We start from the raw sequence: 23183 nt of genomic DNA, 5'->3' as shown, positions 1-23183 counted from the left end.
GGGGAGCATGCGATGAGCGATGTCGCCCTGATCGATGCCGGCGGCGCCAACCTCGGTTCGGTGCGCTACGCGCTCGAACGGCTCGGCGTGGAAGCCCGGCTGGTGCGCGACGCCGCCGGGCTGCAGGGCGCGGACCGGGTGATATTGCCCGGGGTCGGCGCCGCGCCGCATGCGATGGCGCGGTTGCGCGAGCAGGGGCTGATCGAGCCGCTGCGCGCGCTGCAGGTGCCGCTGATCGGCATCTGCCTGGGCATGCAATTGCTGTTCGAGCACTCCGAGGAAGGCGATGTCGATTGCCTGGGCCTGCTGACCGGCGTGGTCCGGCACATGCCGCCGGCGCTGGGCATCCGCATTCCGCACATGGGCTGGAACCGGCTGCTGCCGATGCGACCGTCGCCGCTGTTGGACGGCCTGCCGGAACACGCCAGCGCCTACTTCGTACACGGCTATGCCGCACCGGTCACCGCCGACACCGTGGCCGCCTGCGATCACGGTGGCCTGTTCACCGCGGTGGTGCAGCGCGGCCGCCGCTGCGGCGCGCAGTTCCATCCCGAGCGCTCGGCGAGCACCGGCGCGCGCATCCTGCGCAACTTCCTCGAGACCGATTTCCCATGAGTTTCATCGTCTATCCCGCGCTGGATATCCGCGACGGCCGTGTGGTGCGGCTGGCGCAGGGCGACTACGCCCGCGAAACCCACTACGGCGACGATCCGCTGCCGCGCGCGCAGGCCTTCGCCGACGCCGGCGCAGGCTGGATGCACCTGGTGGACCTGGATGCGGCGCGCGCCGGCGGCTACACCCTGGCGCCGCTGCTCAGCCAGATCGGTGCCCAGACCGGGCTGCAGGTGCAGACCGGCGGCGGCGTGCGCTCGCGCGCCGACGTGCAACGCATCCTCGACGCTGGCGCCGCGCGGGTGGTGATCGGCTCGCTGGCGGTGCGCGACCGCGAGTCGGTGCTGGAATGGCTGGCCGAGTTCGGCGCCGAGCGCATCACCGTGGCGCTGGACACACGCCAGGACGCGCAGGGCGTGTGGCGCTTGCCGGTGCTGGGCTGGACCGAGACCTCCTCGCTGACCCTGGAGCAGCTGGCCGGCGAATACGCCGCGGCCGGGCTGAAGCACCTGCTGTGCACCGACATCGCCCGCGACGGCATGCTGTCCGGGCCGAACCTGGAGTTGTACGCGTATCTGCGCCGGATCGCGCCGGGCGTGCAGGTGCAGGCCTCCGGCGGCATCCGCGACGCCGCCGACGTACGCGCCGCGCGCGAGGCCGGCTGCGCCGGCGCGGTGCTCGGCAAGTCGCTGCTGGAAGGGCGATTGCGCCTCGACGAGGCGCTGGCATGCTGAGCCGGCGCATCATCCCGTGCCTGGACGTGCGCGACGGCCGCGTGGTCAAGGGCGTCAAGTTCCGCGACCATATCGACATGGGCGACATCGTCGAACTGGCGCTGCGCTACCGCGACCAGGGCGCCGACGAACTGGTGTTCTACGACATCGGCGCCAGCCCGGAAGGGCGCTCGGTCGACTACGCCTGGGTCGAGCGCGTGGCGCGGCTGATCGACATCCCGTTCTGCGTGGCCGGCGGCATCCGCGACGTGGCCACCGCACGCGCGGTGCTGCATGCCGGCGCCGACAAAATCTCGATCAATTCCCCGGCGCTGGAGCGGCCGGCGCTGATCGCCGAACTGGCCGAAGCGTTCGGCGTGCAATGCGTGGTGGTGGGCATCGATTCGATCCGCGAGGACGATGGCCAATGGCGCGTGCGCCGCTTCACCGGCGATCCGAGCAAGACCCAGGCGCTGCGCGTGCGCACCGTGGACTGGGTGGTGGAGGCGCAGCAACTGGGCGCGGGCGAGATCGTGCTCAACTGCATGGACAACGACGGCGTGCGCCGCGGCTACGACATCGCCCAGCTGTACGAGGTGCGCTCGCTGTGCAAGGTGCCGCTGGTCGCCTCCGGCGGTGCCGGCGAGATGCAGCACTTCGCCGACGTGTTCGAACGGGCCGACGTGGACGGCGCGCTGGCCGCTAGCGTGTTCCACAGCGGTGCGATTCCGATTCCCGACCTCAAGCGCTTCCTGCGCCAACGACAGATCGAGGTGCGCGATGGCGCATGAGCAAGACGTCGCCGCCGCGACCGCGGATGCGGAACTGGACTGGAGCAAGGGCGACGGCCTGCTGCCGGTGGTGGTGCAGGACGCAGCCACGCTGCGCGTGCTGATGCTCGGCTACATGAATGCCGAAGCCCTGGCCGCGACCCGCGCCAGCGGCAAGGTCACCTTCTACAGCCGCAGCAAGCAGCGCCTGTGGACCAAGGGCGAAAGCTCGGGCAACACCCTGGACCTGGTGTCGATCGAGACCGACTGCGACCGCGATACCTTGCTGGTGCTGGCGCATCCGCACGGCCCGACCTGCCACCTCGGCCGCAGCAGTTGCTTCCCGCAGGCGCCGGGCCAGTTCCTTGGCGCGCTCGATCGGCTGGTGGAACAACGCGAACGCGCGCGTCCGCCGGGGAGCTACACCACGCAACTGTTCGAGAGCGGCACCCGGCGTATTGCGCAGAAGGTGGGCGAGGAAGGCGTGGAGACCGCATTGGCCGGCGTGGCGCAGGACGACGCGGCGCTGCTCGGCGAATCGGCCGACCTGCTGTACCACCTCACCGTGCTGCTGCGCGCGCGCGGCCTGGCGCTGGCCGACGCGGTCGCGGTGCTGGAAGCGCGGCACAAGTAAACTGGCGCAGCGCAGTCGCTGCATTACCGCGATGGTGGTCGCCATCGCGGCCGCGTCCGATCGCCGGACATTCCGCACGTCGCTGCGCGCTGCAGTGCTCGCTGACAGTCGACCGCCGCGGTGCGTCGCGTTAGCGTAGATCGCGACGTTCCGCGGTAAAGGTCTCGGAGCGCAATGGCTGCGCCGGCCGTGGCCACGGTGAGCGCGGCATCGTTGGCGTGCGAATGTCCGGCGGCGTGTATCGCATGCGGCCACTGCGCAGTGCCGCTACAGCCTCGCAATGGAGCTGGTGCGCAAGTGATCGTCATCGAGTCCAGCGGCGACGCCTTCGCCAATGCCAGCAATGGCGTATGGCCCGATGTCGCTTGACAACGGCCATGGCCATCCATAAGCATCCGCAAACTGGCGATGCCGGCGAGGAACGCCGCAGTACCGCGATGCTTGGGGCCGCGCTCAGCGCTTGCGCCCATCAACCCACCTGCAATGGAGATGCAATGCTAGGCAAGCTGGATGCAACCGTCGCCGATCCAGGCGATGCGCTTTTCGCGCACTACGCCGGCCGCGGCCAGACACCGAAAGACCGCATCCCATGCCTGGCACGGCAGCTTCATATCCCGTGGATTCGCGCCATCTGCGGGTTCGAGCGCCCACGCAACGCGGTGATGGAGGGGCGGCAGGAATGCATAGGGAACCGCTTTTGGTCGAACCGACAGCTGGGTCGTCCATCCTTCCGTAGGCTCCCGCGCATTGCGATCGACCCTGTCAGCCGCAACCGTGGAGCGTATCTCGGTTTCCTGACGATCGGCGGCGCTGCGATAGCGCGTGGGCGACCCGGCGTGCCGTCATGAGTTCCCAGGCCGGAGAGATCGGGGGCGCGCTGCAACTGGCGCGCGTCATCAGGCGACTCAAGGAGCAGGTGCTTCCTGGCGAACTGGGGGCGGAGAGCGTCGAACAGCTCGTGCGCCGTTACTCGCGCGTGCGCCCGCCGGCGCTGGAGCTGGATGTGCAGAGCCAGTACGACGCGGGCTGGCCGCAGGCATTCGAGGACGAAAGACGTCGGTTGCTGGAGGCATTGGCCGGCGAGGATGTGGTCGCTGTTGAACATATCGGAAGCACGGCCATTGCCGGCCTGCCGAGCAAGAACATCCTGGACATCGCAGTGGCGACCGGCGCGTGGTCTTCGGCCGAGCGGCAGTCGCGGATATTGGCCGGGCTCGGCTATCAGGCATATGGCGAAAGCCCGATCGATGCGGGGTTCGCGTGGCATTGGCGTATCGCGCGCGACGGCGGCCGCTCGTTCGTCGTCCACACCTGCGCCGCCGACAATCCCCGGTTCGCCGACATCTGCAATTTCCGCGACTTCCTGCGCGCCTTTCCGGAGGAGCGGCAGCGTTACCTCGACCTCAAGCAGGAGTTGGCGGCGGTACCCGGCCAGACCTGGATGGAATACAGCGTGTTCAAGAAAGTCCTCGTCGTGCGGATCACCGCGCGCGCCAACGCATGGCGCATGCGCAACTGACATGTCCGCAACCGCCGCCGGCCCGCACGTTTTCCGCTTTCAGACGCAGTCCGGTGCGGCATGAAGGGCTCGTCCAGTTGGATCGCACTGCATTGCCTGGTTCGGCGCGAGATCGCGCACATGTTCCGCATGTGGGTGCAGACCTTGATCCCGCCCCTGGCGATGATGGTGTTGTACTTCGCGATCTTCGGCAAGCTGATCGGCGATCGCATCGGCAGCTTCGGCGGCTTCAGCTATGTGCAATTCATCGCCCCCGGCCTGGTGATGATGTGCGTCATCACCAACAGCTATGCCAACGCCTCCAACACGTTCTACTTCATGCGCTTCAATCGCGCGATAGAAGAGCTGCTGGTGTCGCCGATGCGCGATTGGACGATCCTGCTGGGCTACGTGATTTCCGCGGTGGTGCGCGGTTTCCTGGTCGGCGGCCTGGTGTTGCTGGTCGCGTTGTCGCTGACCTCGCTCCACACCGCGCATCCCTGCATCGTCTTCCTGTCGGCATTGCTGGCCGCCACGATCTTTGCCCTGGTCGGCGTCATCGTCGCGATCTACGCGAAGAACTTCTACGACACCGGGCATGTATCGACCTATGTGCTGACGCCACTCTCCTATCTGGGAGGCGTGTTCTATCCGGTCGACCTGCTGGGCGAGCCCTGGCAGAGCATTTCGCGGATCAATCCGCTCATGCACATGATCAGCGCGTTCCGTTATGGCGTGCTGGGCACGGATACCGCGGGTATCGGTACGTCGCTTGTGGTGATGCTGTTGTTCATTATAGGCTTGGCCGCTTTCGCGCTGACCCTGCTCGGCAGAGGCGTCGGCATCAGGTCCTGAGCATCGTGGGGAAACGTGCACGGACGCAGCGGCGATGATCGGCCATCAGGATCAGGTATCTCGCGACATGAAGATCATCGATGCATCGCTCGCACCGGAGCGCGTGGAAGCCGCGCTGGAACAGTTGGTGTACCAGGACGAGCGCTACGGCGTGCGCGTGCGCGACCTCATCGGGGTGTTCCAACGCGCCGGCAAGCGCGTTTTCATTATCGGAGGCACGCCGAGGGATTGGCTGGCAGGCCAGCCGGGCAAGGACATCGATCTGGCGCTGGATTGCGGCCTGGACGACGCATACCGCCTGCTGTGCGACGCCTATCCCGGTACCGAGACCGCTGCGCTGCGCATGCGCAACGACGGTTTCGGCGTCCTGCGCTGGGGCGATGCCGCATCGGGCGGGACGGACATCAACATCCTGCGCAGCTGGAAGGACATCCAGAACGGCGACATGTGGAACACGCGTTTCGTCGCGCGGTCCGATCTGGCCGAGGATGCGCTCATGCGCGACTTCTCGGTCAATGCGTTCTACTACGACTGCGCCGAGCGGGTCCTGCTCGATCCGCTGGGTTGCGGTATCGGGGATCTGCGCGAAAAGTCGCTCAGGCTCATCGCCCATCCTCGCGTGCTGGGAGCCAGCTACCGGATGACCTTCCGCATCGCCCAGTTCCTCGCCCGCGGCTACTCGGCCACCAGCAACGTGCTCGCCTATCTGGACAGTCACGCCGATCGCGACATCCAGGGCATGGGGACGCGCATCCGGCGCTGGACTCCCGCGCATCTGCGCGTGGAGCGCGATCAGCAGGAGGCGTTCAAGCGCACGCTCTATGCGCACGCCCGCCAGCCGGCTTCGATCGACACGCTGGATTCCTTCTTCGCCTGAGAGGTTTGCATGGACGCACCGATCGCCACGACGCCAGCGCCGTTCCGCCGCGTCTTTCAGGCCGGGATGCGCGACGGCGGCGGCCGGCTGCTCGGCGGTACCGAAGTGCTGCACCTGGTGCCGCATCGCGGGCGGCTGTTTGCTTCGCTGTCCTACACCCACAACCGGTATCTGCCCGGCGACCCGCCGGTCGGCGCGCAGATCGCGGTGCTGGATAGGGCGGACGGCGAGTGGCGGCAAGCCCATGCATACGATCGCGACTATTGGCGGGTGTTGCTGAAATCGGTGGCGTTCACCGAGGACGGGCGCGGGCGCAAGCTCGATGTCCCGGTCTCGCTGCTGCTCGCCGGGCCCTCGAACAGCCAGGGCACGGTGTATGTGGATTGCTTCGACGACGAAGCCGGAACGTGGGCGCGCACGCGCCTGGGCGGCGGCGCCGGGCTGGCCGGCACCCGCAGCTTCTTCGTCCATCGCGACACCGTGACCGGGCAGGAGCGCGTCTTTGCCGGCACGTTGCCGCTCGGCATTTTCAGCGGCAGCCATGACCCGGACGCGCCGGGCAGGATCCGCTGGGACGTGCAGGCAGAGCTGTCCGGTTATCGGCGCCGTCCGATGGCCTTCACCCAATGCGATGGCCACCTGTACGTCAGCATCCGGCCGCATCTGTATCGACGCATCGACGGACCCGCGCCGCGCTGGGAGCAGGTCCACACCATCGCCGATCCGTTGATCTATCCCAGCTGCGGCTACCGCGGACTCACCGCCGTTGCGCATCCTTCCGGATCGGGCCAGGTGCTGCTGGCGGCGCTGGAAGGGGATCGCTGCCGGATCGTGCGGATCGACCCGCGCGACGATTTCCGGGAAACCCTGGAACTGGACGTGCTCGACTTCCTCGGCATGCACTGGGGAAAGCGGCCGGCGTTCGGCGTGGTGGCCTACGACGACTTCACTCCCGTAGTCGATCCCGCTACCGGACAGACGCTGCTGGTGGCCGGCGTCGGCGCCAGCGACAGCACGCGGGTGGACATCCATCCGACGGAGGGATGGGCGCCGGATGCCTGGTATCTGATTCGCGATCCGGAAGGGCGGCGGCATACGCTCGGTCGGATCGATTCTGCGGACCTGGACCCGTCGGCGGCGCTGTTCGCCGCTCGCAGCTTCGCGGCGTCGCCGTTCGCGCCCGGCATGCTGTATGTCGGCGGTTACGATCCCAACAACCAGCCGTGCCGCGAGACTGCGTGGGTGTTTTCGGCCTCGGTCGAGACGATACTCGCGCCGCGAACGCGATGATGTCCGATGCGGCGATACTCGGCGGCCGATGCAGTCGCTTGTCTACATTTCCGCTGCGCCTTCTGAATATACTCGGTACATGCCCCCGAAGCATAAGGAAATGCACAATGATGCGTTGTGCATCTGACAGCCGTGTGTCTGCGGCCTGCGGAATTCTTTCAAGGACGAACGCACATGACCTCGCACCTGTTGGCTTCCTGCACGGCTTCAGCGGACACGTCGCCCGCGGAACCGTATGTCGAGATGCTCGGGGTCGACGCCATGCCTTCGCAGCGGCTCAACGACTATCTGGCCTTGCAGGGGTCGACCACCTTCTTTCTGGAGGCCGTCGCCGGATTGCCCGTCGAGGTTGAAGTCCTCGCGCAACGCATCGAGACCCAGGCCGACGGCAGCGAGGTCTTGCGCCGTTGTTCCCGGCTGTACGTGCGCGACCCGGGCAATATCGTCCTGGTCGCCGAATCGTCGATCCAACTGGCCTGCATCGATGCGCAGCAGCGGCAGAAGCTGCTCGACGGCAGCGTGGGCATCGGCAAACTGTTCGACCCGCACGACCGCGGCCTGCTCGAGAAGACCGATCTGGAAACCCTGCGCGTGCCGGCGCCACGCAGTCTGCAGACGCAATCGACCTGGGCGATATCGCGACGCTACGCGCTGCGGCTCAACGGCGCGCATTGCGTCGAGGTGAGCGAAATCCTCAACAACGAATCCCTGGAGCGCGCACGATGAACGCGGGGGCCGTTCCATCCTGCGCGAACGGCTGGCGCGACGCGCTCGCCGCCAGCGGCAGCGCGGTGCAGCTCAATGGCGAAAGCGCGACGCTGCAGGAGCTGCTGGACAGCGGGCGCGAGCGCTGGAAGGCCTACCGCATGCACCGGCGGGTCGCACTGCGGGGAATCGGCGATCTCGGCATGCTGTCGCTGCAACTGGCGGCCATCGTCGACGGACATCCGCTGCTGCTGTGCGCGGGCGACGCGACTCCACCGGCCTTGTGCGATGCGCATATCGGTGCAGCGGTCGGAAACGGGGCCACGGCCTCGCCCCTGCAGATTGCGCCGCCGCCGGCCGGGCACGGGCAATGGCCCGACGGGATGGCGGTGCTGTCCTCGGGCACCGTGTCCGCGCCGAAGGTGATCTGGCATTCCTACGACGATCTGCTTGCGACCGGCGCCATGGTCCTGCGCCGGCTCGAACTCGGCGCGCACGACCGGGTGCTGATCACCGTTCCCCTGCATCATATGTATGGCCTAGGCGCGGCATTGATTCCGGCGTTGCTGGCCGACGCGCAGATCCACCTGCTGCCCAAGGCCAATCTGCTCGGCTTCAACGATGCGCTGCGGGCCGCGACGCCGACCTGGGTCTTTTCCACGCCGCACCTGTTGCGGATGCTGCTGCAGCGCAAGAGCGATCCGGTCGCCAGTTGCCGCGGCCTGGTGCTGGCCGGCGACGGCACGCCGCCCATGCTGCACACGCAGGCGCAGCACGTGTTCAACCGTGTCTTCGACCTCTACGGAAGTTCCGAGCTCGGCGTGGTGGCGATCTCCGAGCCCAACGATCCCAAGGCGCTGCGGCCGCTCGAAGGCGTGCACGCGCGCGTGGCGGACGTGGGCGCCGGGCAAGGCACGCTGATCGTGCGCCATCCGCACGCCGCGACCCATATCGCCCACCAGGGGACCTTGTCGGCGCTGCCCGCCGAGTGGGACACGCGCGACATCGCGACCTTCGACGACCAGGGCGGCTTTGCGATCCGCGGCCGGGCCGATCTCAGCCTCAATCGCGCGGGCAAGCTGCTGATCCTGGCAGATCTGGAGGGCGCCATCATGGGATGGCCGGATGTCGAGCAGGCCGTGGCGATCGTGCTCGAAGACGAGACCGCAGCCGGCAAAGCCATCGCAGCCGTGATCAAGCCCTCGGCCCCGGGCTTGACCATCGATGCGCTCAGACGCCATGCCTCGATGACCCTGCCGGCCTTCGCCCGGCCGGACCATTACACGCTCGTTTCGGACCTGCCGCGTCTGGGTAGCGGAAAACCCGACAGGAAGACCATCATCAAGGAATATCGCCATGGATAAGTCTCAGATCGTCGACACCTTGAAGCGCCTGATCGCCGAGGACCTGGATCTCAACGTGCGCTACGAGCAGATCCAGGACGGGGCTTCCTTCCTGGACGATGGGCTTGCGCTGGATTCCATCAGCATGGCCGAGTTCATCAACCATCTGGAGCGGCGCTTCCCGATCCGCGTGCTGGACGAAGACCTGGATTCGGGCACGTTCAAGTCGCTAGACAGCGTGGCGTCGCTGGTCCTGAAGCGCCTGCCCGAGCGCGCGGACGAGGCCAGCGCGTAATGAAGAACCTCAGCATCGCGCTGGTCGGCGACGCAGGCGCGCCGCCGCTCGAAGCGGCGCCGGACTATCGCAACGAAGCGCCGAACCGCGACGGTTTCGTGGTGGCGTGGCCGCCCCAGCGCTACTGGAAATCGGCCGGCGACGCCGAGCCATTGTCCGAAAAGCCGCTGCATCTGTACTTCCATATTCCGTTCTGCCTGCAGCGCTGCCGCTATTGCTTCTTCAAGATCGAGATCCTGTCCGCGTCTTCGCACGCGGTGCGCGAGCGCTACGTCGACGCCTTGTGCCGCGAGATCGAGTTGGTGGCCGACGCGCACAGGTTGCGCGGGCGGACCGTGAAGTCGATCTATTTCGGCGGCGGCACGCCGAGCGTGATCCAGCCCGAGCAGTTGCGGCGGATCAAGCGCAAGATCGAGGAATGCTTCGTGCTGGACGCGCCGGAGTTCGTTTTCGAGATCGAGCCGATCACGCTGAACAATCGCATGATCGACGGCCTGGCGGATCTGGGCGTCAACCGGATCAGCTTCGGCATCCAGTCCTTCGACGACCGCGTGGTGGCCTTGACCGGCCGGCACGACACCGACGAAAAGAATTCGCGCGCGATCGAGCGCGCGCTCAAGACCGGCGCCGTGGTCAACGTGGACCTGCTGTCCGGCCTCGAAGGCGAGACGATGCAGAGCTGGCAGCATTCGATCAATCGTGCCGTCTCGCTCGGCGTGCATGCCGTCACCGTGTACAAGATGGAGCTGTACTCCAACGCGCATTACATGAACGACGTCCGGCAGGGCACGCTCTCGCTGCCCGGGCCTGACCAGGAAATGGCGTTCGCGCGCTGGGGGCTTTCGCGCCTGCGCGAGGCCGGCTATCTGCCGTCCACGTACTTCACCTTCACCCGCGAAGGCAAGTATCCGCAGCATCACATCATCAGCCGTTGGCGCGGCGAGGACATGTACGGCTTCGGCGCGTCGGCGTTCGGCACCGTCGGCGGCCGCGCCAGGCAGAACATCACCGAGATCGACGCGTATCTGGACCGCGTTGAGAGTGGAGCGATCCCGACCCAGCGCGTGCTGGAGATCAGCAGCGCCGACCATATGCTGCGCGACCTGGTGATGGGCCTGAAGACGACCTCGATCGATCTCGACGACTACCGCAACCGCCACGGCGTGAACCTGCAGATGATGCTCGCCGAGGACCTCGCGCACCTTCAGCGCCAGGGCCTGATCACTTTCGACGACCAGCGGCTGCGGCTCACCGATGAAGGCGTCGTCTACGGCGACTATTGCGGCCGTTATCTCGGCGCGGGATTGCGGCGCGGGCTCACCGGCAGCGCGAGGCCGCTCAAGGCCTGACCACGATGCTGATAACGCCGGATTTCGTTTTCATCCACATGCCCAAGACGGGCGGAACCTTCATCGCCGAGATGCTGCGGCGCGTGTATGGCGCGCAGGCCGTCGAAACCGGGCGCAAACATGCCACCTGCGACGAGATCCCGGCCGCCGACCGGGGCAAGCCCATCCTCTCGGTGATGCGCTCGCCCTTCGAGCGCTACGTGTCCCAGTACCACTATGGCTGGTGGAAGACGCATCCCGAGGAATACTGCGATCCGGCGCGGATCCAGCGGGAGTTCCCGGCGTATCCCCAGGTCGGCTTCGACGCGTTCGTCGCGATCGCCAACCGCTTCTTCGTCAACGTGCATCGCGGCGTCGCCAGCGGCTACGACACACCGCGGTTGCCGGCCGAGCGGGCGCTAGGATGGCATACGGAGCAGTTCATTCGCTTCTTCTGCAAGGACCCGAAGCGCGCGTTCGCCGCCATCGTCGAACAGGACCTCGATCGGGGACATCTGCCAGCGTACGAGTATCCGGTCGAATTCCTGCGGACCGAGACGCTCAACGACGACCTCGCCGACTATATCCAGCGCCATGGCGCGGATGCGTCGCTGTCGCAGGCCGTTCGCGAGCATGCCAGGGTAATGCCGGACGAGGCCCACGAAGCGCGGGCGCGCCCGCGTGCGCGCGACTACTTCGACGCCGATCTGCGCGATTTCGTCCTGCGCAAGGAAGCCTTCCTGTTCAATCGCTTTCCGGACTACCGGAGGGATGCCGCATGACCGAGACTACCCGCGGCGATCGCGTCGCCCTCGTCAGCGGCGGCAATCGCGGCATCGGCCTGGCCGCATGCGAAGGCCTTGCCCAGCGCGGCATGCAGGTGTACATGGGCTGCCGGAATCCGCACGAAGGGGCGTCGGCGGTCGAGCGCCATCACCTGGTCAACGTGACGCCGATCCAGCTCGATGTCTGTTCCGAAGCGTCGATGGCGGCGGCGATCGACGTCATCGCGCAAGCCCACGGGCATATCGACCTGCTCGTCAACAACGCCGGCGTCTCCGTCGGCGTGCGCGACAGACCCAGTACGGAAGCCCAGGCGCAGGCGCGGGCGACCTTCGACGTCAATTTCTTCGGTCCGTGGCGCCTGATCCAGCTCGCCTTGCCGTTGATGCGCGAGCGTGCGCAGGCACAGATCATCAACGTGTCCAGCGGCCATGGCAGCTCCACCAAGATCGAAGGCAACAACCTGGCATACCGAAGCTCGAAGTCGGCGCTGAACGTGCTGACCCAGGCGCTGGCCATCGAACTCGCCGACAGCGGCATCCGCGTCAACTGCATGACACCAGGCTGGGTCAGGACCAAGCTCGGCGGCATCGCCGCGCCGCGTTCGCCAGAGCAGGGCGCCGAGACCATCCTGTGGCTGGCCGATGGCGGCGGCGAGACCGGAAAGTTCTACAAGGACAAGGCGATCTTTCCGTGGTGAAGGCGCCGAATCTGTTTGTCATCGGCGCGCCCAGATGCGGCACCACCTCGCTGTTCGCCGCGTTGAAGCAACATCCCGATGTCTACGCGTCCGTGCTGAAGGAACCGCATTTCTACGCCGCGGATCTGCCCGCTCAGCCGCACACCGTGTCCGATCCGTCGGATTACCAGCGGCTGTTCGCCGTCGCGGGCGATCAGCGCTATCGCGCCGAAGCCTCGGTCTGGTACTTCTACAGCCACCAGGCGCCGGCGTTGATCGCCAAGGCGCATCCCGATGCGCGCATCGTGCTGCTGTTACGCAATCCGGCGGACATGCTGGTCAGCCTGTACGAGCTGTATCTGCGCACCGGCAACGAAGGCGACACCAACCCCGAGACGGCGATGCTGCGAACGGGCGACGCGCGTTTCGCGACCACGTATTTCCCGTTCGGACTGCACTACCTCAAACTCCTGGACGTGACCGCGCCGCTGTCGCGCTGGCGCCGGTTCTTTCCGGAGGAGCAATTCCGGTTGATGACGTTCGAGGACATGTACGCGGCACCGGAAGCCGGCTTTCGCGATCTCTGTGGCTGGCTTGGGATCGACCGGGACGCACCGGTGAGCTTCGACTCCCGGCAGGCGCGCGAGGCGGTGCGGGTGACCGCGATGAAGCAACTGCGCGATCTGCCGGACCATCTTCGCCGCAAAATGAATCCCGACGCTTCCCGGTTGCACGCGGGCAAGGGCGCAGTCGCGATACCCGACGCCCTGCGCATGCGGTTGCGCCACCGCGCACAGGAGGTCAACGCCGATTTTCCAACGGCGGCGGGCAGGCCCTGGCCAGCCGCGTGGCGGCATGCCTGACGGCTTCGACCCGGGACGCATCAGCTGCCCTTGCAATCCAGGATCGGCAGGAGTCCGGGCTTGGCCGGACTTGCCAAGATTGCACGTGATCGGCTTCAGTCTTGCGATGCCCGGCCATCGCTGCAAGCGCAGGGCGCTCGTCCGCGCCCTGCGCGTTGCGGAAGTGGTTCCCGGCCTGGCAAGGGTCGAGCGTTTCGCCTTCCTGCGTCGGGACTGAAGCCCTTTTCCTGGCGCACCCAGCAATCCACGGCTGCGCGCCGTTGTAGGAGCGGCTGAAGGGTACCTCTAATAACCCCCAAAGCATGTCGATACACCTGCGAGACGCCGACACGCCCAGCCTACAGGTATCCGGCATCGATACGTTCGAATGCCATGGATGGCAAAGGCGCATTGGCGGTAGACGGTGGCGTTGCGGCCGCGTTTTTCATGGACGCCTTGGCATCACGGCCACTTCGTCTTCCTGTCGCGGCTGAAGCCGCTCCTACAAGAGCACGGCGCGCATGTGTAGGAGCGGCTTCAGCCGCGACAAAAAAAAGGAGCACGCCATCGCCACGCGCAGCGTGCAGCTTCCGGAATGGAGTTATTAGAGGTGCCCTTCAGTCGCGACGAGCGAGCCGGCAAATCGGTCGGCTCTGCAAGCGAGCTGTCGGCGGTGAACCCCTCCTACAGCGCATCTGCTGGTGCGCGACGAGTGCTTGGGGAGCACTTCAATCGCGACAAGCGCAGGGGCAGGCCCTGGCCGACGCGGTCGCGCTGCTGGAAGCGCGGCACCTCTGGCGAAAACCGATTTCCCGGTCAGACGTGCGCGCCTGTCCGGCCAAGCTGGCGCAAACAGAAGAGTATTGGCGGCCGCCGCACCTATGCGTTGGCGCGGTTCGACAGTTGTGCGCGCGCCACGCCGCGCGGCGCTGCTTGCCGTTCCCCGCGCAACCCCCCGGAGGGGCGGCGACAGGCGAAGTACTTGGCCGACCTCAACGGCTGGCTTGCGCAGTCGCAGTCACCGCCGTGCCGTGAGGGATGGCTACAATCGCCACTTCTTTCGCTTGCCGGGTCCATTCCATGTCGTTGCGCGTCGTAGTCCTCACCTGCCTGTTGGCTGCCGCACTTCCGGTGCTGGCGCAGCCGGCGACGATCAGCGGCAGCGTCTATCAGGAACGCGATGGCCACGCGGGCCGCGGAAAGGGCGAGCGCGGCATCGCTGGCGTACAGGTGTCCGACGGCGTGCACATCGTGCGCACCGATGCGCAGGGCCGCTATACCTTGGCGGTGGAGCCGGGGCGCACGGTGTTCGTGATCAAACCCGATGGCTACGTCTTCGCCAGCGCCGGCAACGGCTTGCCGGATTACTGGCGGCACTACGCGCCGGCGGGATCGCCCAAGTTGAAATATCCGGGCATCGCATCGTCCGGCGACACCACCAGCGGCTGGGATTTCGCGCTGCGCGCGCAGCCAGCCGCGGCTGAAACCGAGGTGCTGGTGTTCACCGACACCCAGACCGCTTCGGCAACCGACGTCGGCTACTACGCACGCGATATCGTCGCGCCGCTGGTGGGCAAGACCCACGCGCGTCTGGGTACCACCCTGGGCGACGTGGTCAGCGACGACCTGTCGCTGTATCCGGCGCTGAATGTCGAAACCGCCAAGCTCGGCGTGCCGTGGTTCCATGTGCCCGGCAACCACGATCTGAACTTCGACGCGGCCGACGATGCCGACTCGCTGTCCAGCTGGCGCGCGGTCTATGGACCGGATACCTACGCGGTGGAGGAGGGCGGTGCCAGCTTCGTGTTCCTCGACGACGTTGTCTATCGGCCGAAGCAGCAGCCCGACTACATCGGTGGCCTGCGCGAGGACCAGTTCGCGTTCCTGCAGGCCTACCTGGCAACGGTGCCGAAAGAGCGGCTGGTGGTGCTGGGCATGCACATCCCGCTGTTCGACGCCGCGCCGGGCAAGGAGACCTTCCGCCATGCCGACCGCGCGCGCCTGTTCGGCTTGCTGCAGGCGTTTCCGCACGTGCTGGTGCTCAGCGGCCATACCCACACGCAGCGCCACTATTACCACGGCGCCGACGAAGGCTGGCACGGCGCGCAGCCGCTGCACGAATACAACGTCGGCGCGGCCTGTGGCGCTTACTGGTCGGGCGTCAAGGATGCCGACGGCATCCCGGCGACCACGATGGCCGACGGCACCCCGAACGGCTATGCGGTCCTGCACGTGAAACGGGGCGGCGACTATGCGCTGGCCTATCACGTCGCACGTGCGGCCGGCGACCCGCAGCTGCAGTTGCACGCGCCCAAGTTGCTGCGCCGCAAGGCCTATCCGGACTTCGGGGTGTACGCGAACGTGTTCATGGGCGAGGAGGGCAGCCGCGTGGAATATCGCATCGACGAGGGCGACTGGAAGCCGATGGTGCGCGTGCTGCGGCCGGATCCGGACATGCTCGCCGAAAACGCGCGCGACGATGCCGCCGAGGCGCTGCGCGGCTACGATCGCTCGCCGGAAGCCGTCCCGTCGCAGCATCTGTGGCGCGGCACCTTGCCGACCGATCTGGCTGCCGGCGCGCATCGCATCGAGGTGCGCGCCTTCGACCGTTGGCGCGGCGAGCAGCGCGCGAGCACTTCCTATCGCCTGCAGGATGCGACGCCCTGAGTTCTGCGTGGGGCGAGCAGGGGATGCGTGAGGCAGGGATTGGGTGAGTCGGGATTGGGGAGTCGGAAAAGCAGCCTCGACGCGCCGCAGTCGGCGCATTGCTGCAGCGGGTTTTCGTCGATGCAAGCAGCAGTTTACGGCGAACGGTCTGGCTTCCTGTGTCGGGACTGAAGTCCCTCCCACACTGCTTCCAGCGCGCCGCTGCGCGCCTTTGTAGGAGCGGCTTCAGCCGCGACGAATGCACCGGCACATTGTTTGGCTCCTTAAGCGAATTGTCGCGGCTGAAGCCGCTCCTACAGTGCATCCTGCCGGCGCGTCGCGAGGTTTTGTGGGAGCGACTTCAGTCGCGACGAGCGCAAGCAGCAAACGCTTCAGAGCCCGTGGGTGGGTCAGCGCCGCTGGCCACAAGGCATAGGACCAGCACGCGGATTTTCCGAATCTCCAAAACAAAAACGCCTCCACTAGGGAGGCCGGCGAGAACGGGTGATCCTGGCTGGCGAGCGAAGGCGAGCGGGCGGAAGGATCGGGAGCAGCTGGCTGGCGTGAGGCTGGCGGGCTTGCTGCGGGGCCAAGTCTAGCGAGTGCCACGAGTCGGCGATCAAACGCGACTCACTCGCATTTCCTCCTGGGGGCGGCGCACGAAGGACATAGGCTTGAACCGCACTGCATTTCCTGGGCGCGGAGCCATTTGGCGATCGCGTGGCGCGCGGCACGTACCGAATCGTCTTGCCCGCCTGTCGTCGCGCGACGCCGAGGGTCGGCGCGACCGCGGAGGGCGATGCCCATCGTCACGCTGAACCCGCTCTCCTAGCGGCTCCCGAAGGAAACCCCTGTGGGAAAGCGGTGTGCGGTAGGAGTCGGACGAAGCAACCTCGGGCTCGTTGCGAATGTTGTCGCATGCACTGAACCTGCCGACTCGGCATCGGCATCGGCTTCGGTCATCGTCTTCGTCACCGGCATTCGGATCCGACGCGTTGCCCCGCCCGGCTATTGTCCAGCCTTGCCATCAGCCGCCGGGTTCGGCGTTGCTGTCGTCTCCGCCTCCGTCTCCGTGTCCGTCTTCGCCTCAGGTTCCGGATACGGATACGCCGGCGCCGCGACCGGCTGCAACTGCGCGCGCCAGCGCTGCAGCAGCGGCACGATGCGCGCGCCGACGTAAAGCTGCGGATACGACGGCGCCTCGCCTTCGGCCTGCTCGCGCGCGGTGATTTCGGCGGCGGCCAGGCGGTAGCTCTCGACGAAGTCGGTGGTGCGCGCCAGCGCGTCGATCAGCCAGGCGCGGCCGAAATAGGTCGCGCTGGCGGTATTGCCGCAGCCGAACGAGGGCCGATCGCGGCGCGCGGCGGTGATGATCAGCGTGTCCGGACTCTTCAACGCCGGCACGAAGCCGCCCGAATAGCAGGCCGACAGCACGATCACCCGGTTGCGGATGCCGGCGTCGTCGAGCAGCCCGCGCAATTCGGTGGGGGTGATGGTGTCGTAGTCGGCGTCCTCGCCGGGGCCGAACTGCACGTACAGCTCATGCTGCTCGGTGCCGTGGCTGGTCAGGAACAGCAGCAGCGCGTCCTCGCGCCGGTCCATCAATTTGCCGATCCGCTGCAGCGTGTCGGCCAGGTTGTCGTACGAGGCCTGCGGCGCGTAGGCGTGGGCGCCGAGATTGTCGGCGTGATTGATCAGGGTGACGATATGCCCCGCCGCATCGAAACGTTGCGCGAACAACTGGCGCAGGTACAGGGTTTCGTTGCGGAACACGTCCTCGCTGGCGTCGCCGGCGAAGCCGACCACGTACAGGTCGGTGATGCCCGGACGCTGCGGCTGCAGCGCATCCAGCGCCTTGCGCAGTTGCGCCTGGTCGATCGGATCGACCGGCGCATCCGCATCCGCATTCGCCTGCGGCGCGCCGGCATCGGCATGGCAGGCGGGCAAGAGCAGCGCCAGCAGCAGGACCACGGCCAGGCGGCGGTACGACACGCGGAGGCTGCGCAGGAACGAAGGCATGGGCGGCCGCATAAAAAAGAGGCAGTGACGCGCGGCGCGAGCCGCGATGCTCAGAACGCCAGCTCGGCGAAGTTCTCAACGCGCCGGTGGCCGTTGCAGGCATCGCCCAGGCGCGGTTCGGGATAGTCCTCGCGGCGATCGACCAGCACCGTGTCCAGCCCGGCCTCGCGCGCCGCATCGAGTTCGGCGACCACGTCCGACAGGAACACGATCTGCGCGGCCGGCGCGCCGGTCGCCTCGGCGATGCGCGCGTAACTGGCCGCTTCGCGCTTGGCGCCGACCTCGGTGTCGAACCAGCCGGAGAACAGCCCGGTCAGGTCGCCGGCGTCGCTATGGCCGAAGAACAGTTTCTGTGCCGGCACCGAGCCGGACGAATACACGTACAGCGGGTGGCCGTCGGCATGCCAGCGGCGCAACGCCGGCGCGGCGTCGGGATAGATGTGCGCGGCGAAGTCGGCATCCTGGTAGCCGGCCTCCCAGATCATGCCCTGCAAGGCCTTCAGCGCGGTGTGCTTGCGGTCCTGGTCGATCCAGCCCTGCAGCGTCTCCACGATCACCGCATCGGTGCAGATGCCGCCGCATTCGGTCGCCACCGCATCCAGCCACTGCCGCACCTGCGGCTGCTGGCCGTGCGCGCGGACGAAGTCGGGCAGGGCGTGGCGCGCGTAGGGAAACAGCACGTCCTTGACGAAGGAGATGCTGCTGGTGGTGCCTTCGATGTCGGTCAGGATCACGCGCGGGCTGGCCATCGCTCAGTTCGCCTCGCCGCGCAGCGCCGCTTCGTAGCGCGGGAAGCGCTGGGCGATGTCGGTGCCGGTGAAATGGCCGACCCAGCCATCGGGCTCGGTGAAGAAGCGGATCGCGATGAAGCGCGGCTCCGGGCCCATGTCGAACCAGTGGTGGGTGCCGTCCGGCACCGCGATCAGGTCGTTCTGCACGCATTCGATTTCGTAGACCTTGCCGTCCACATGCAGGGTGAACAGGCCCGAGCCGGCGACGAAGAAGCGCACCTCGTCTTCCTTGTGGAAATGCTCGTCGAGGAACTTCTTGCGCATCTCCTCGCGCTGCGGATGGTCCGGGGCGATGCTGACCACGTCCACGGTCTTGAAGCCGTGCTCGGCCACCAGCCGGTCGATATCGCTCTTGTAGGCGGCCATTACCGCCTCCGGGGTGGCGCCGGCCTCGATCGGCTGGTCGGCCTGCCAGCGCTCGAAGGTGACGCCGATCTTGCGCAGCTCGGCGGCGATCGCGTCGCCATCGCGGCTGTCGAACAGCGGCGCGTCGGGAGTGGTTTCGGCGAAGATGCGGAGTCGGCTCATGGCGGCGGGCGAGGGCGTCGTTGGGGGAGGAAAAGGGTAGCAGCTGGCGGGTAGGCCGCCGTTGCGGCGCTGGAACGCTGTCGCGCGGGCGCTGCGCGTCGGCTCAGCCGGTCGCGCGCAGCTTGCGCAGTTCCAGTTCGCAATGCAGCAGGAACTCGATGGCTTCCAGGTGGCGGCGCGCCTCGGCCATGTCGCGGCCCCAGGCGTACAGGCCGTGGCCGTCGATCAGGTAGCCCCACAGCGGCGTGCGGTCCAGCAGCGCGTCCACCTGCGCGGCCAGCACGGTCATGTCCTGGGTGTTGGCGAACACCGGCAGGTCCACCGCGGTCTCGTGGGTCTGGTTGCCGTGCAGCGCCTTCAGCAATTCGTAGCCTTCCAGGCGGATGTGGCCGGCGCCGGCATACAGGCGCGAGGCGACGGTCTGCACCGGCGAATGGGTGTGCAGCACGCAGCCGATCTCGGGGAAGCGGCGGTACAGCTGGGTGTGCAGCAGGGTCTCGGCGGACGGGCGCAGTGGCCGGCCGACCGCCTGGCCGTCGAAGTCCACCACCATGATGTCGTCCTCCACCAGCCGGCCCTTGTCGCGGCCGGAGACGGTGATCGCGGCATGGCGATCGTCCAGGCGGTGCGAGAAATTGCTGCTGGTGGCTGGGGTCCAGCCGGCCTGCGAGAGTTCGCGGATGTTGTCGATCAGCAGGTGCGCCAGCGTGCGCAGGCGCTCGGAATCGTAGGGCAGTGCGTTCATGCGCGTAGTGTAGGGCTTGATGGCTGGATTGGGATGACAGGCGGGTGCACCTCAGGAGCACCTCCTCGCGTCGGACCCTCACCCCCAACCCCTCTCTCCCGCGGGGACTTCCTTCGGTCGCCGGAGGGAGAGGGGCTCTATCGCTCAGCCTTGGCCGGTGCGGCGCAGACGGCTGTGGCGGAAGCCGTAGCCGAAATAGATCAGCAGGCCGAGCACGGTCCAGCCGGCCATCAGCAGCCAGTTGTGCGCGGTCATCGCCGACAGCAGCGCCACGCAGCTGAGCACCCCGGCGATGCAGATCGGCCAGGCGAACGGGATGCGGAACGGGCGCGGCAGGTCCGGCTGGGTGCGGCGCAGGATCAGCACCCCGGCGCAGACCGCGGCGAAGGCGATCAGCGTGCCCATCGAGGTCAGTTCGCCGAGCACGTCCAGCGGGAACAGCGCCGCCAGCAGTGCGATGCCGATACCGGTGATCACCGTGTTGATGTGCGGGGTGCGGTATTTGGGATGGATCTTGGTGAACAGCGGCGGCAGCAGGCCATCGCGGGCGATGATCATGAAGATCCGCGGCTGACCGATGATCATCACCAGCACCACCGAAGACAGGCCGATCAGCGCGCCGACCTCGACCACCACCCGCAGCCAGCCCAGTTGCGGATGTGCCGCGACCGCGGTCACCACCGGCTCGTCGGTGCCCAGTTGCGCGAACGGCACCAGTCCGGTCATCACCGCGGCCATGGCGATGTACAGCACGGTGCAGATCACCAGCGACAGGATCATGCCGATCGGCAGGTCGCGCTGCGGCCGGTGCGACTCCTGCGCCGCCACCGACACCGCCTCGAAGCCGATGTAGGCGAAGAACACCATCGCCGCGCCGCGCAGCACGCCGTCCATGCCGTACTTGCCGGGGCCTTCGTTGGCCGGGATGAACGGGTGCCAGTTGGCCGGGTCCACGTACTTCCAGCCGGCCGCGATGACCAGCAGGATCAGCCCGGTCTTCAGCACCACCATCGCCATGTTCATCGCCGAGGACTTGCGGATGCCGACGTAGCACAGCCAGGTCAGCAGCAGCACGATGCCGGCGGCGGGCAGGTTGGCGATCGCGCCGGTGCGCTGCAGCTTGCCGTCCAGCGGCGCGTTGACCAGCGCCGCGGGCAGGTGGATGCCGAAATGGTCGAGCAGGCTCAGGAAATAGCCGGTCCAGCTCACCGCCACCGCCGAGGCCGACACGCCGTATTCCAGCACCAGCATCCAGCCGATGAACCAGGCCGCCAGTTCGCCGAAGGTGGCGTAGGTGTAGGTGTAGGCGCTGCCGGAGACCGGCACCATCGCCGCGAACTCGGCGTAGGCCAGCGCGCAGAACGCGCAGCACAGCGCGGCCAGCACGAACGACAGCATGATCGCCGGGCCGGCGTGGTTGGCCGCGGCCTGGCCGGTGATGACGAAGATGCCGCCGCCGATCACCGCGCCGATGCCCAGTGCGGTCAGGCCCCAGGGGCCGAGCGCGCGCTGCAGGCCCAGGCCGCCGGCGTCCTCGTGGGCGGCGTGGGGATGTTTGGTGGCCCAGAGTTGTTTGAACATGGAGCGGTTCCAGCCTGGCGCTGCGCGCGATGGACGAAGGGACGAACGCGAAGACCGGCGCGGGCGCCGGTCTTCGCGGAAAGGATCAGGCCTTGGCCAGGCGGCTGTGGCGGATGCCGTAGCCGAAATAGATGAGCAGACCGATCACGGTCCAGCCGACGAACACCTTCCAGTGTTCCTGGAAGGCCTGGAAGAACAGGAACAGGCAGGCCAGCGCGCCGAGCGGGCAGATCAGCATCGCGAACGGCACCCGGAACGGGCGCGGCAGCTCCGGCTTGGTGAAGCGCAGCACCATCACCCCGATGCAGACCGTGGCGAAGGCGAGCAGGGTGCCCATCGACACCAGTTCGCCGAGCACGTCCAGCGGGATCAGCCCGGCCAGCAGCGCGGCGACCACGCCGACGAAGATGGTGCCCACGTAGGGCGTGTGGAACCTGCGGTGGACCTTGCCGAACAGCTTGGGCAGCAGGCCGTCGCGGGACATGGTGTAGAAGATGCGCGGCTGCGCCATCAACATCACCAGCACCACCGAGGACAGGCCGGCGATCGCGCCGATCTCCACCGCGGTCTTCAGCCAGGCCAGGCTCGGGTAGTGCTCCAGGGCGGTGGCCACCGGCTTGGCGGTGCCGAGCTGGGTATAGGGCAGCAGGCCGGTCAGCACCGCGCAGACGATGATGTAGATCACCGTGCACACCGCCAGCGAGACCAGGATGCCGATCGGCATGTTGCGCTGCGGGTCCTTGGTTTCGCCGGCGGAGGTGGAGACCGCGTCGAAGCCGATGTAGGAGAAGAACACGATCGAGGCGGCGCGGAACACGCCGCTCCAGCCGAACTCGCCCGGCCCGGTGTTCTCGGGGATGAACGGGTGCCAGTTGGCCGGATCCACATGGGACACGCCGAAGCCGACGAACAGGCAGATCACCAGGACCTTGATCGCCACCACGATGGCGTTGACGAACGCGGACTGGGTGACGCCCACGTAGCACAGCGCGCTGACCGCGGCCACGATCAGCACCGCCGGCAGGTTGACGATGCTGCCGGAGGCGACGAAGGCATGGCCGGTCCAGGTCAGCGGCGCGCTGGCCAGTTCGGCCGGGAACGGCAGCCCGAGGGTGCCGGTGAGGAAGCTGATCAGGTAGGCCGACCAGCCGACCGCGACGCTGGAGCCGGCGAACAGGTATTCCAGTACCAGGCACCAGCCGATGAACCAGGCCACGCCTTCGCCCAGGGTGGTGTAGGAGTAGGAGTAGGCGCTGCCGGAGACCGGCATCATCGCCGCGAACTCGGCGTAGCACAGGCCGGCGAAGGCGCAGGCGATGCCGGCGAACACGAACGACAGCATCACTGCCGGGCCGGCATGGTTGGCCGCGGCCTGGCCGGTCAGCACGAAGATGCCCGCGCCGATCACCGCACCGATGCCGAGCATGATCAGGTGCTTGGCGGTGAGGGTCCGTTTCAGCGTGACTTCGCCTTCCAGGCTGCCTTCGAACGGTTCGCCGGCATCGACGTGGCCGGCAGGCTCGATCGGCTTGACCCTCAACAGAGACTTCAGCATGCGGTGCATTCCCCGGTGGCGATCGGGGCAGTCGTGCCCCGGTAAAGATGGTGCGCTAGGCCCAGGCAGGCCACGCAAGCGTCGTACCATGCCA

23 protein-coding genes are annotated in these 23183 nt (G+C 67.2%); 17 read left to right on the top strand and 6 right to left on the bottom strand.

Annotated elements, in window-relative coordinates:
* Positions 1 to 12: 12 nt before the first annotated feature.
* The 17 genes from hisH to AB3X08_RS12020 all read left to right on the top strand — a co-directional run bounded on the left by hisH (position 13) and on the right by AB3X08_RS12020 (position 15891).
* Positions 13 to 615 carry an imidazole glycerol phosphate synthase subunit HisH gene (hisH, locus tag AB3X08_RS12100; protein WP_369932824.1) on the top strand — a complete coding sequence of 201 codons (603 nt, stop codon included), beginning with the start codon at positions 13 to 15 and terminating at the stop codon, positions 613 to 615.
* A complete protein-coding gene (gene hisA / locus AB3X08_RS12095) occupies positions 612 to 1346 on the top strand; it encodes a 1-(5-phosphoribosyl)-5-[(5-phosphoribosylamino)methylideneamino]imidazole-4-carboxamide isomerase (protein ID WP_369932822.1) in 735 nt (244 codons plus the stop codon). Before hisH ends, hisA begins: the two co-directional genes overlap by 4 nt.
* Positions 1340 to 2116, top strand: coding sequence for an imidazole glycerol phosphate synthase subunit HisF (hisF, locus tag AB3X08_RS12090; RefSeq protein ID WP_369932821.1), 777 nt, complete (start codon positions 1340 to 1342; stop codon positions 2114 to 2116). Before hisA ends, hisF begins: the two co-directional genes overlap by 7 nt.
* On the top strand, positions 2106 to 2729 hold the full coding sequence (hisIE, locus tag AB3X08_RS12085; protein WP_369932820.1) for a bifunctional phosphoribosyl-AMP cyclohydrolase/phosphoribosyl-ATP diphosphatase HisIE: 624 nt from the start codon (positions 2106 to 2108) through the stop codon (positions 2727 to 2729). The genes hisF and hisIE overlap by 11 nt, the downstream gene beginning before the upstream one ends.
* 377 nt (positions 2730 to 3106) lie before the next feature.
* Positions 3107 to 3577 (top strand): hypothetical protein, encoded by a 471-nt coding sequence (locus AB3X08_RS12080; RefSeq protein WP_369932819.1) that lies wholly within the window; start codon positions 3107 to 3109, stop codon positions 3575 to 3577.
* Positions 3574 to 4248 (top strand): GrpB family protein, encoded by a 675-nt coding sequence (locus tag AB3X08_RS12075; protein WP_369932818.1) that lies wholly within the window; start codon positions 3574 to 3576, stop codon positions 4246 to 4248. Before AB3X08_RS12080 ends, AB3X08_RS12075 begins: the two co-directional genes overlap by 4 nt.
* A gap of 60 nt (positions 4249 to 4308) precedes the next feature.
* Complete coding sequence (locus AB3X08_RS12070) at positions 4309 to 5082, top strand: ABC transporter permease (RefSeq protein ID WP_369932815.1); 774 nt, start codon at positions 4309 to 4311, stop codon at positions 5080 to 5082.
* A gap of 67 nt (positions 5083 to 5149) precedes the next feature.
* The gene (locus AB3X08_RS12065) at positions 5150 to 5959 is read left to right on the top strand and encodes a CCA tRNA nucleotidyltransferase (protein ID WP_369932813.1); all 810 of its coding nucleotides are present in this window, start codon (positions 5150 to 5152) and stop codon (positions 5957 to 5959) included.
* Positions 5960 to 5968: 9 nt separating this feature from the next.
* Positions 5969 to 7249, top strand: coding sequence for a hypothetical protein (locus tag AB3X08_RS12060; protein ID WP_369932812.1), 1281 nt, complete (start codon positions 5969 to 5971; stop codon positions 7247 to 7249).
* Between the two features lie 174 nt (positions 7250 to 7423).
* A complete protein-coding gene (locus AB3X08_RS12055) occupies positions 7424 to 7975 on the top strand; it encodes a hypothetical protein (RefSeq protein WP_369932810.1) in 552 nt (183 codons plus the stop codon).
* Positions 7972 to 9318: a class I adenylate-forming enzyme family protein gene (locus tag AB3X08_RS12050; protein WP_369932809.1), complete on the top strand. Its 1347-nt coding sequence runs from the start codon at positions 7972 to 7974 to the stop codon at positions 9316 to 9318. Before AB3X08_RS12055 ends, AB3X08_RS12050 begins: the two co-directional genes overlap by 4 nt.
* Positions 9311 to 9592 (top strand): acyl carrier protein, encoded by a 282-nt coding sequence (locus tag AB3X08_RS12045; RefSeq protein ID WP_369932808.1) that lies wholly within the window; start codon positions 9311 to 9313, stop codon positions 9590 to 9592. The genes AB3X08_RS12050 and AB3X08_RS12045 overlap by 8 nt, the downstream gene beginning before the upstream one ends.
* Positions 9592 to 10941, top strand: coding sequence for a coproporphyrinogen-III oxidase family protein (locus AB3X08_RS12040; RefSeq protein ID WP_369932806.1), 1350 nt, complete (start codon positions 9592 to 9594; stop codon positions 10939 to 10941). Before AB3X08_RS12045 ends, AB3X08_RS12040 begins: the two co-directional genes overlap by 1 nt.
* Before the next feature lie 5 nt (positions 10942 to 10946).
* On the top strand, positions 10947 to 11702 hold the full coding sequence (locus tag AB3X08_RS12035) for a hypothetical protein (protein WP_369932804.1): 756 nt from the start codon (positions 10947 to 10949) through the stop codon (positions 11700 to 11702).
* Positions 11699 to 12403: an SDR family NAD(P)-dependent oxidoreductase gene (locus tag AB3X08_RS12030; RefSeq protein ID WP_369932803.1), complete on the top strand. Its 705-nt coding sequence runs from the start codon at positions 11699 to 11701 to the stop codon at positions 12401 to 12403. Before AB3X08_RS12035 ends, AB3X08_RS12030 begins: the two co-directional genes overlap by 4 nt.
* The gene (locus tag AB3X08_RS12025; RefSeq protein ID WP_369932801.1) at positions 12397 to 13245 is read left to right on the top strand and encodes a sulfotransferase family protein; all 849 of its coding nucleotides are present in this window, start codon (positions 12397 to 12399) and stop codon (positions 13243 to 13245) included. Before AB3X08_RS12030 ends, AB3X08_RS12025 begins: the two co-directional genes overlap by 7 nt.
* Positions 13246 to 14304: 1059 nt before the next feature.
* Positions 14305 to 15891, top strand: a complete 1587-nt coding sequence (locus tag AB3X08_RS12020; protein ID WP_369932799.1) for a calcineurin-like phosphoesterase C-terminal domain-containing protein — start codon at positions 14305 to 14307, stop codon at positions 15889 to 15891.
* A gap of 987 nt (positions 15892 to 16878) precedes the next feature.
* On the opposite strand, the gene AB3X08_RS12015 is transcribed toward AB3X08_RS12020, so the two are convergent.
* From AB3X08_RS12015 to AB3X08_RS11990, 6 genes are all read right to left on the bottom strand, one after another.
* Positions 16879 to 17889 carry a C13 family peptidase gene (locus AB3X08_RS12015; protein WP_369932798.1) on the bottom strand — a complete coding sequence of 337 codons (1011 nt, stop codon included), beginning with the start codon at positions 17887 to 17889 and terminating at the stop codon, positions 16879 to 16881.
* A 50-nt stretch (positions 17890 to 17939) separates the two neighbouring features.
* On the bottom strand, positions 17940 to 18638 hold the full coding sequence (gene mtnC / locus AB3X08_RS12010; RefSeq protein WP_369932797.1) for an acireductone synthase: 699 nt from the start codon (positions 18636 to 18638) through the stop codon (positions 17940 to 17942).
* Positions 18639 to 18641: 3 nt separating this feature from the next.
* Complete coding sequence (locus AB3X08_RS12005; protein ID WP_369932795.1) at positions 18642 to 19208, bottom strand: 1,2-dihydroxy-3-keto-5-methylthiopentene dioxygenase; 567 nt, start codon at positions 19206 to 19208, stop codon at positions 18642 to 18644.
* A gap of 103 nt (positions 19209 to 19311) precedes the next feature.
* Positions 19312 to 19953: a methylthioribulose 1-phosphate dehydratase gene (locus AB3X08_RS12000; RefSeq protein WP_369932794.1), complete on the bottom strand. Its 642-nt coding sequence runs from the start codon at positions 19951 to 19953 to the stop codon at positions 19312 to 19314.
* Between the two features lie 144 nt (positions 19954 to 20097).
* Entirely contained in the window at positions 20098 to 21534 is a 1437-nt protein-coding gene (locus AB3X08_RS11995; RefSeq protein WP_369932792.1) for an amino acid permease, read from the bottom strand.
* 85 nt (positions 21535 to 21619) lie between these two features.
* A complete protein-coding gene (locus AB3X08_RS11990) occupies positions 21620 to 23089 on the bottom strand; it encodes an amino acid permease (protein WP_369932791.1) in 1470 nt (489 codons plus the stop codon).
* Between the last annotated feature and the right edge of the window lie 94 nt (positions 23090 to 23183).

Origin of the sequence: Xanthomonas sp. DAR 34887 (genome assembly GCF_041245805.1) — a bacterium.
Taxonomy (GTDB): domain Bacteria; phylum Pseudomonadota; class Gammaproteobacteria; order Xanthomonadales; family Xanthomonadaceae; genus Xanthomonas_A; species Xanthomonas_A tesorieronis.
Note: the sequence above shows the minus strand (reverse complement) of the source record. Positions and strands in the feature narration are given on the sequence as shown.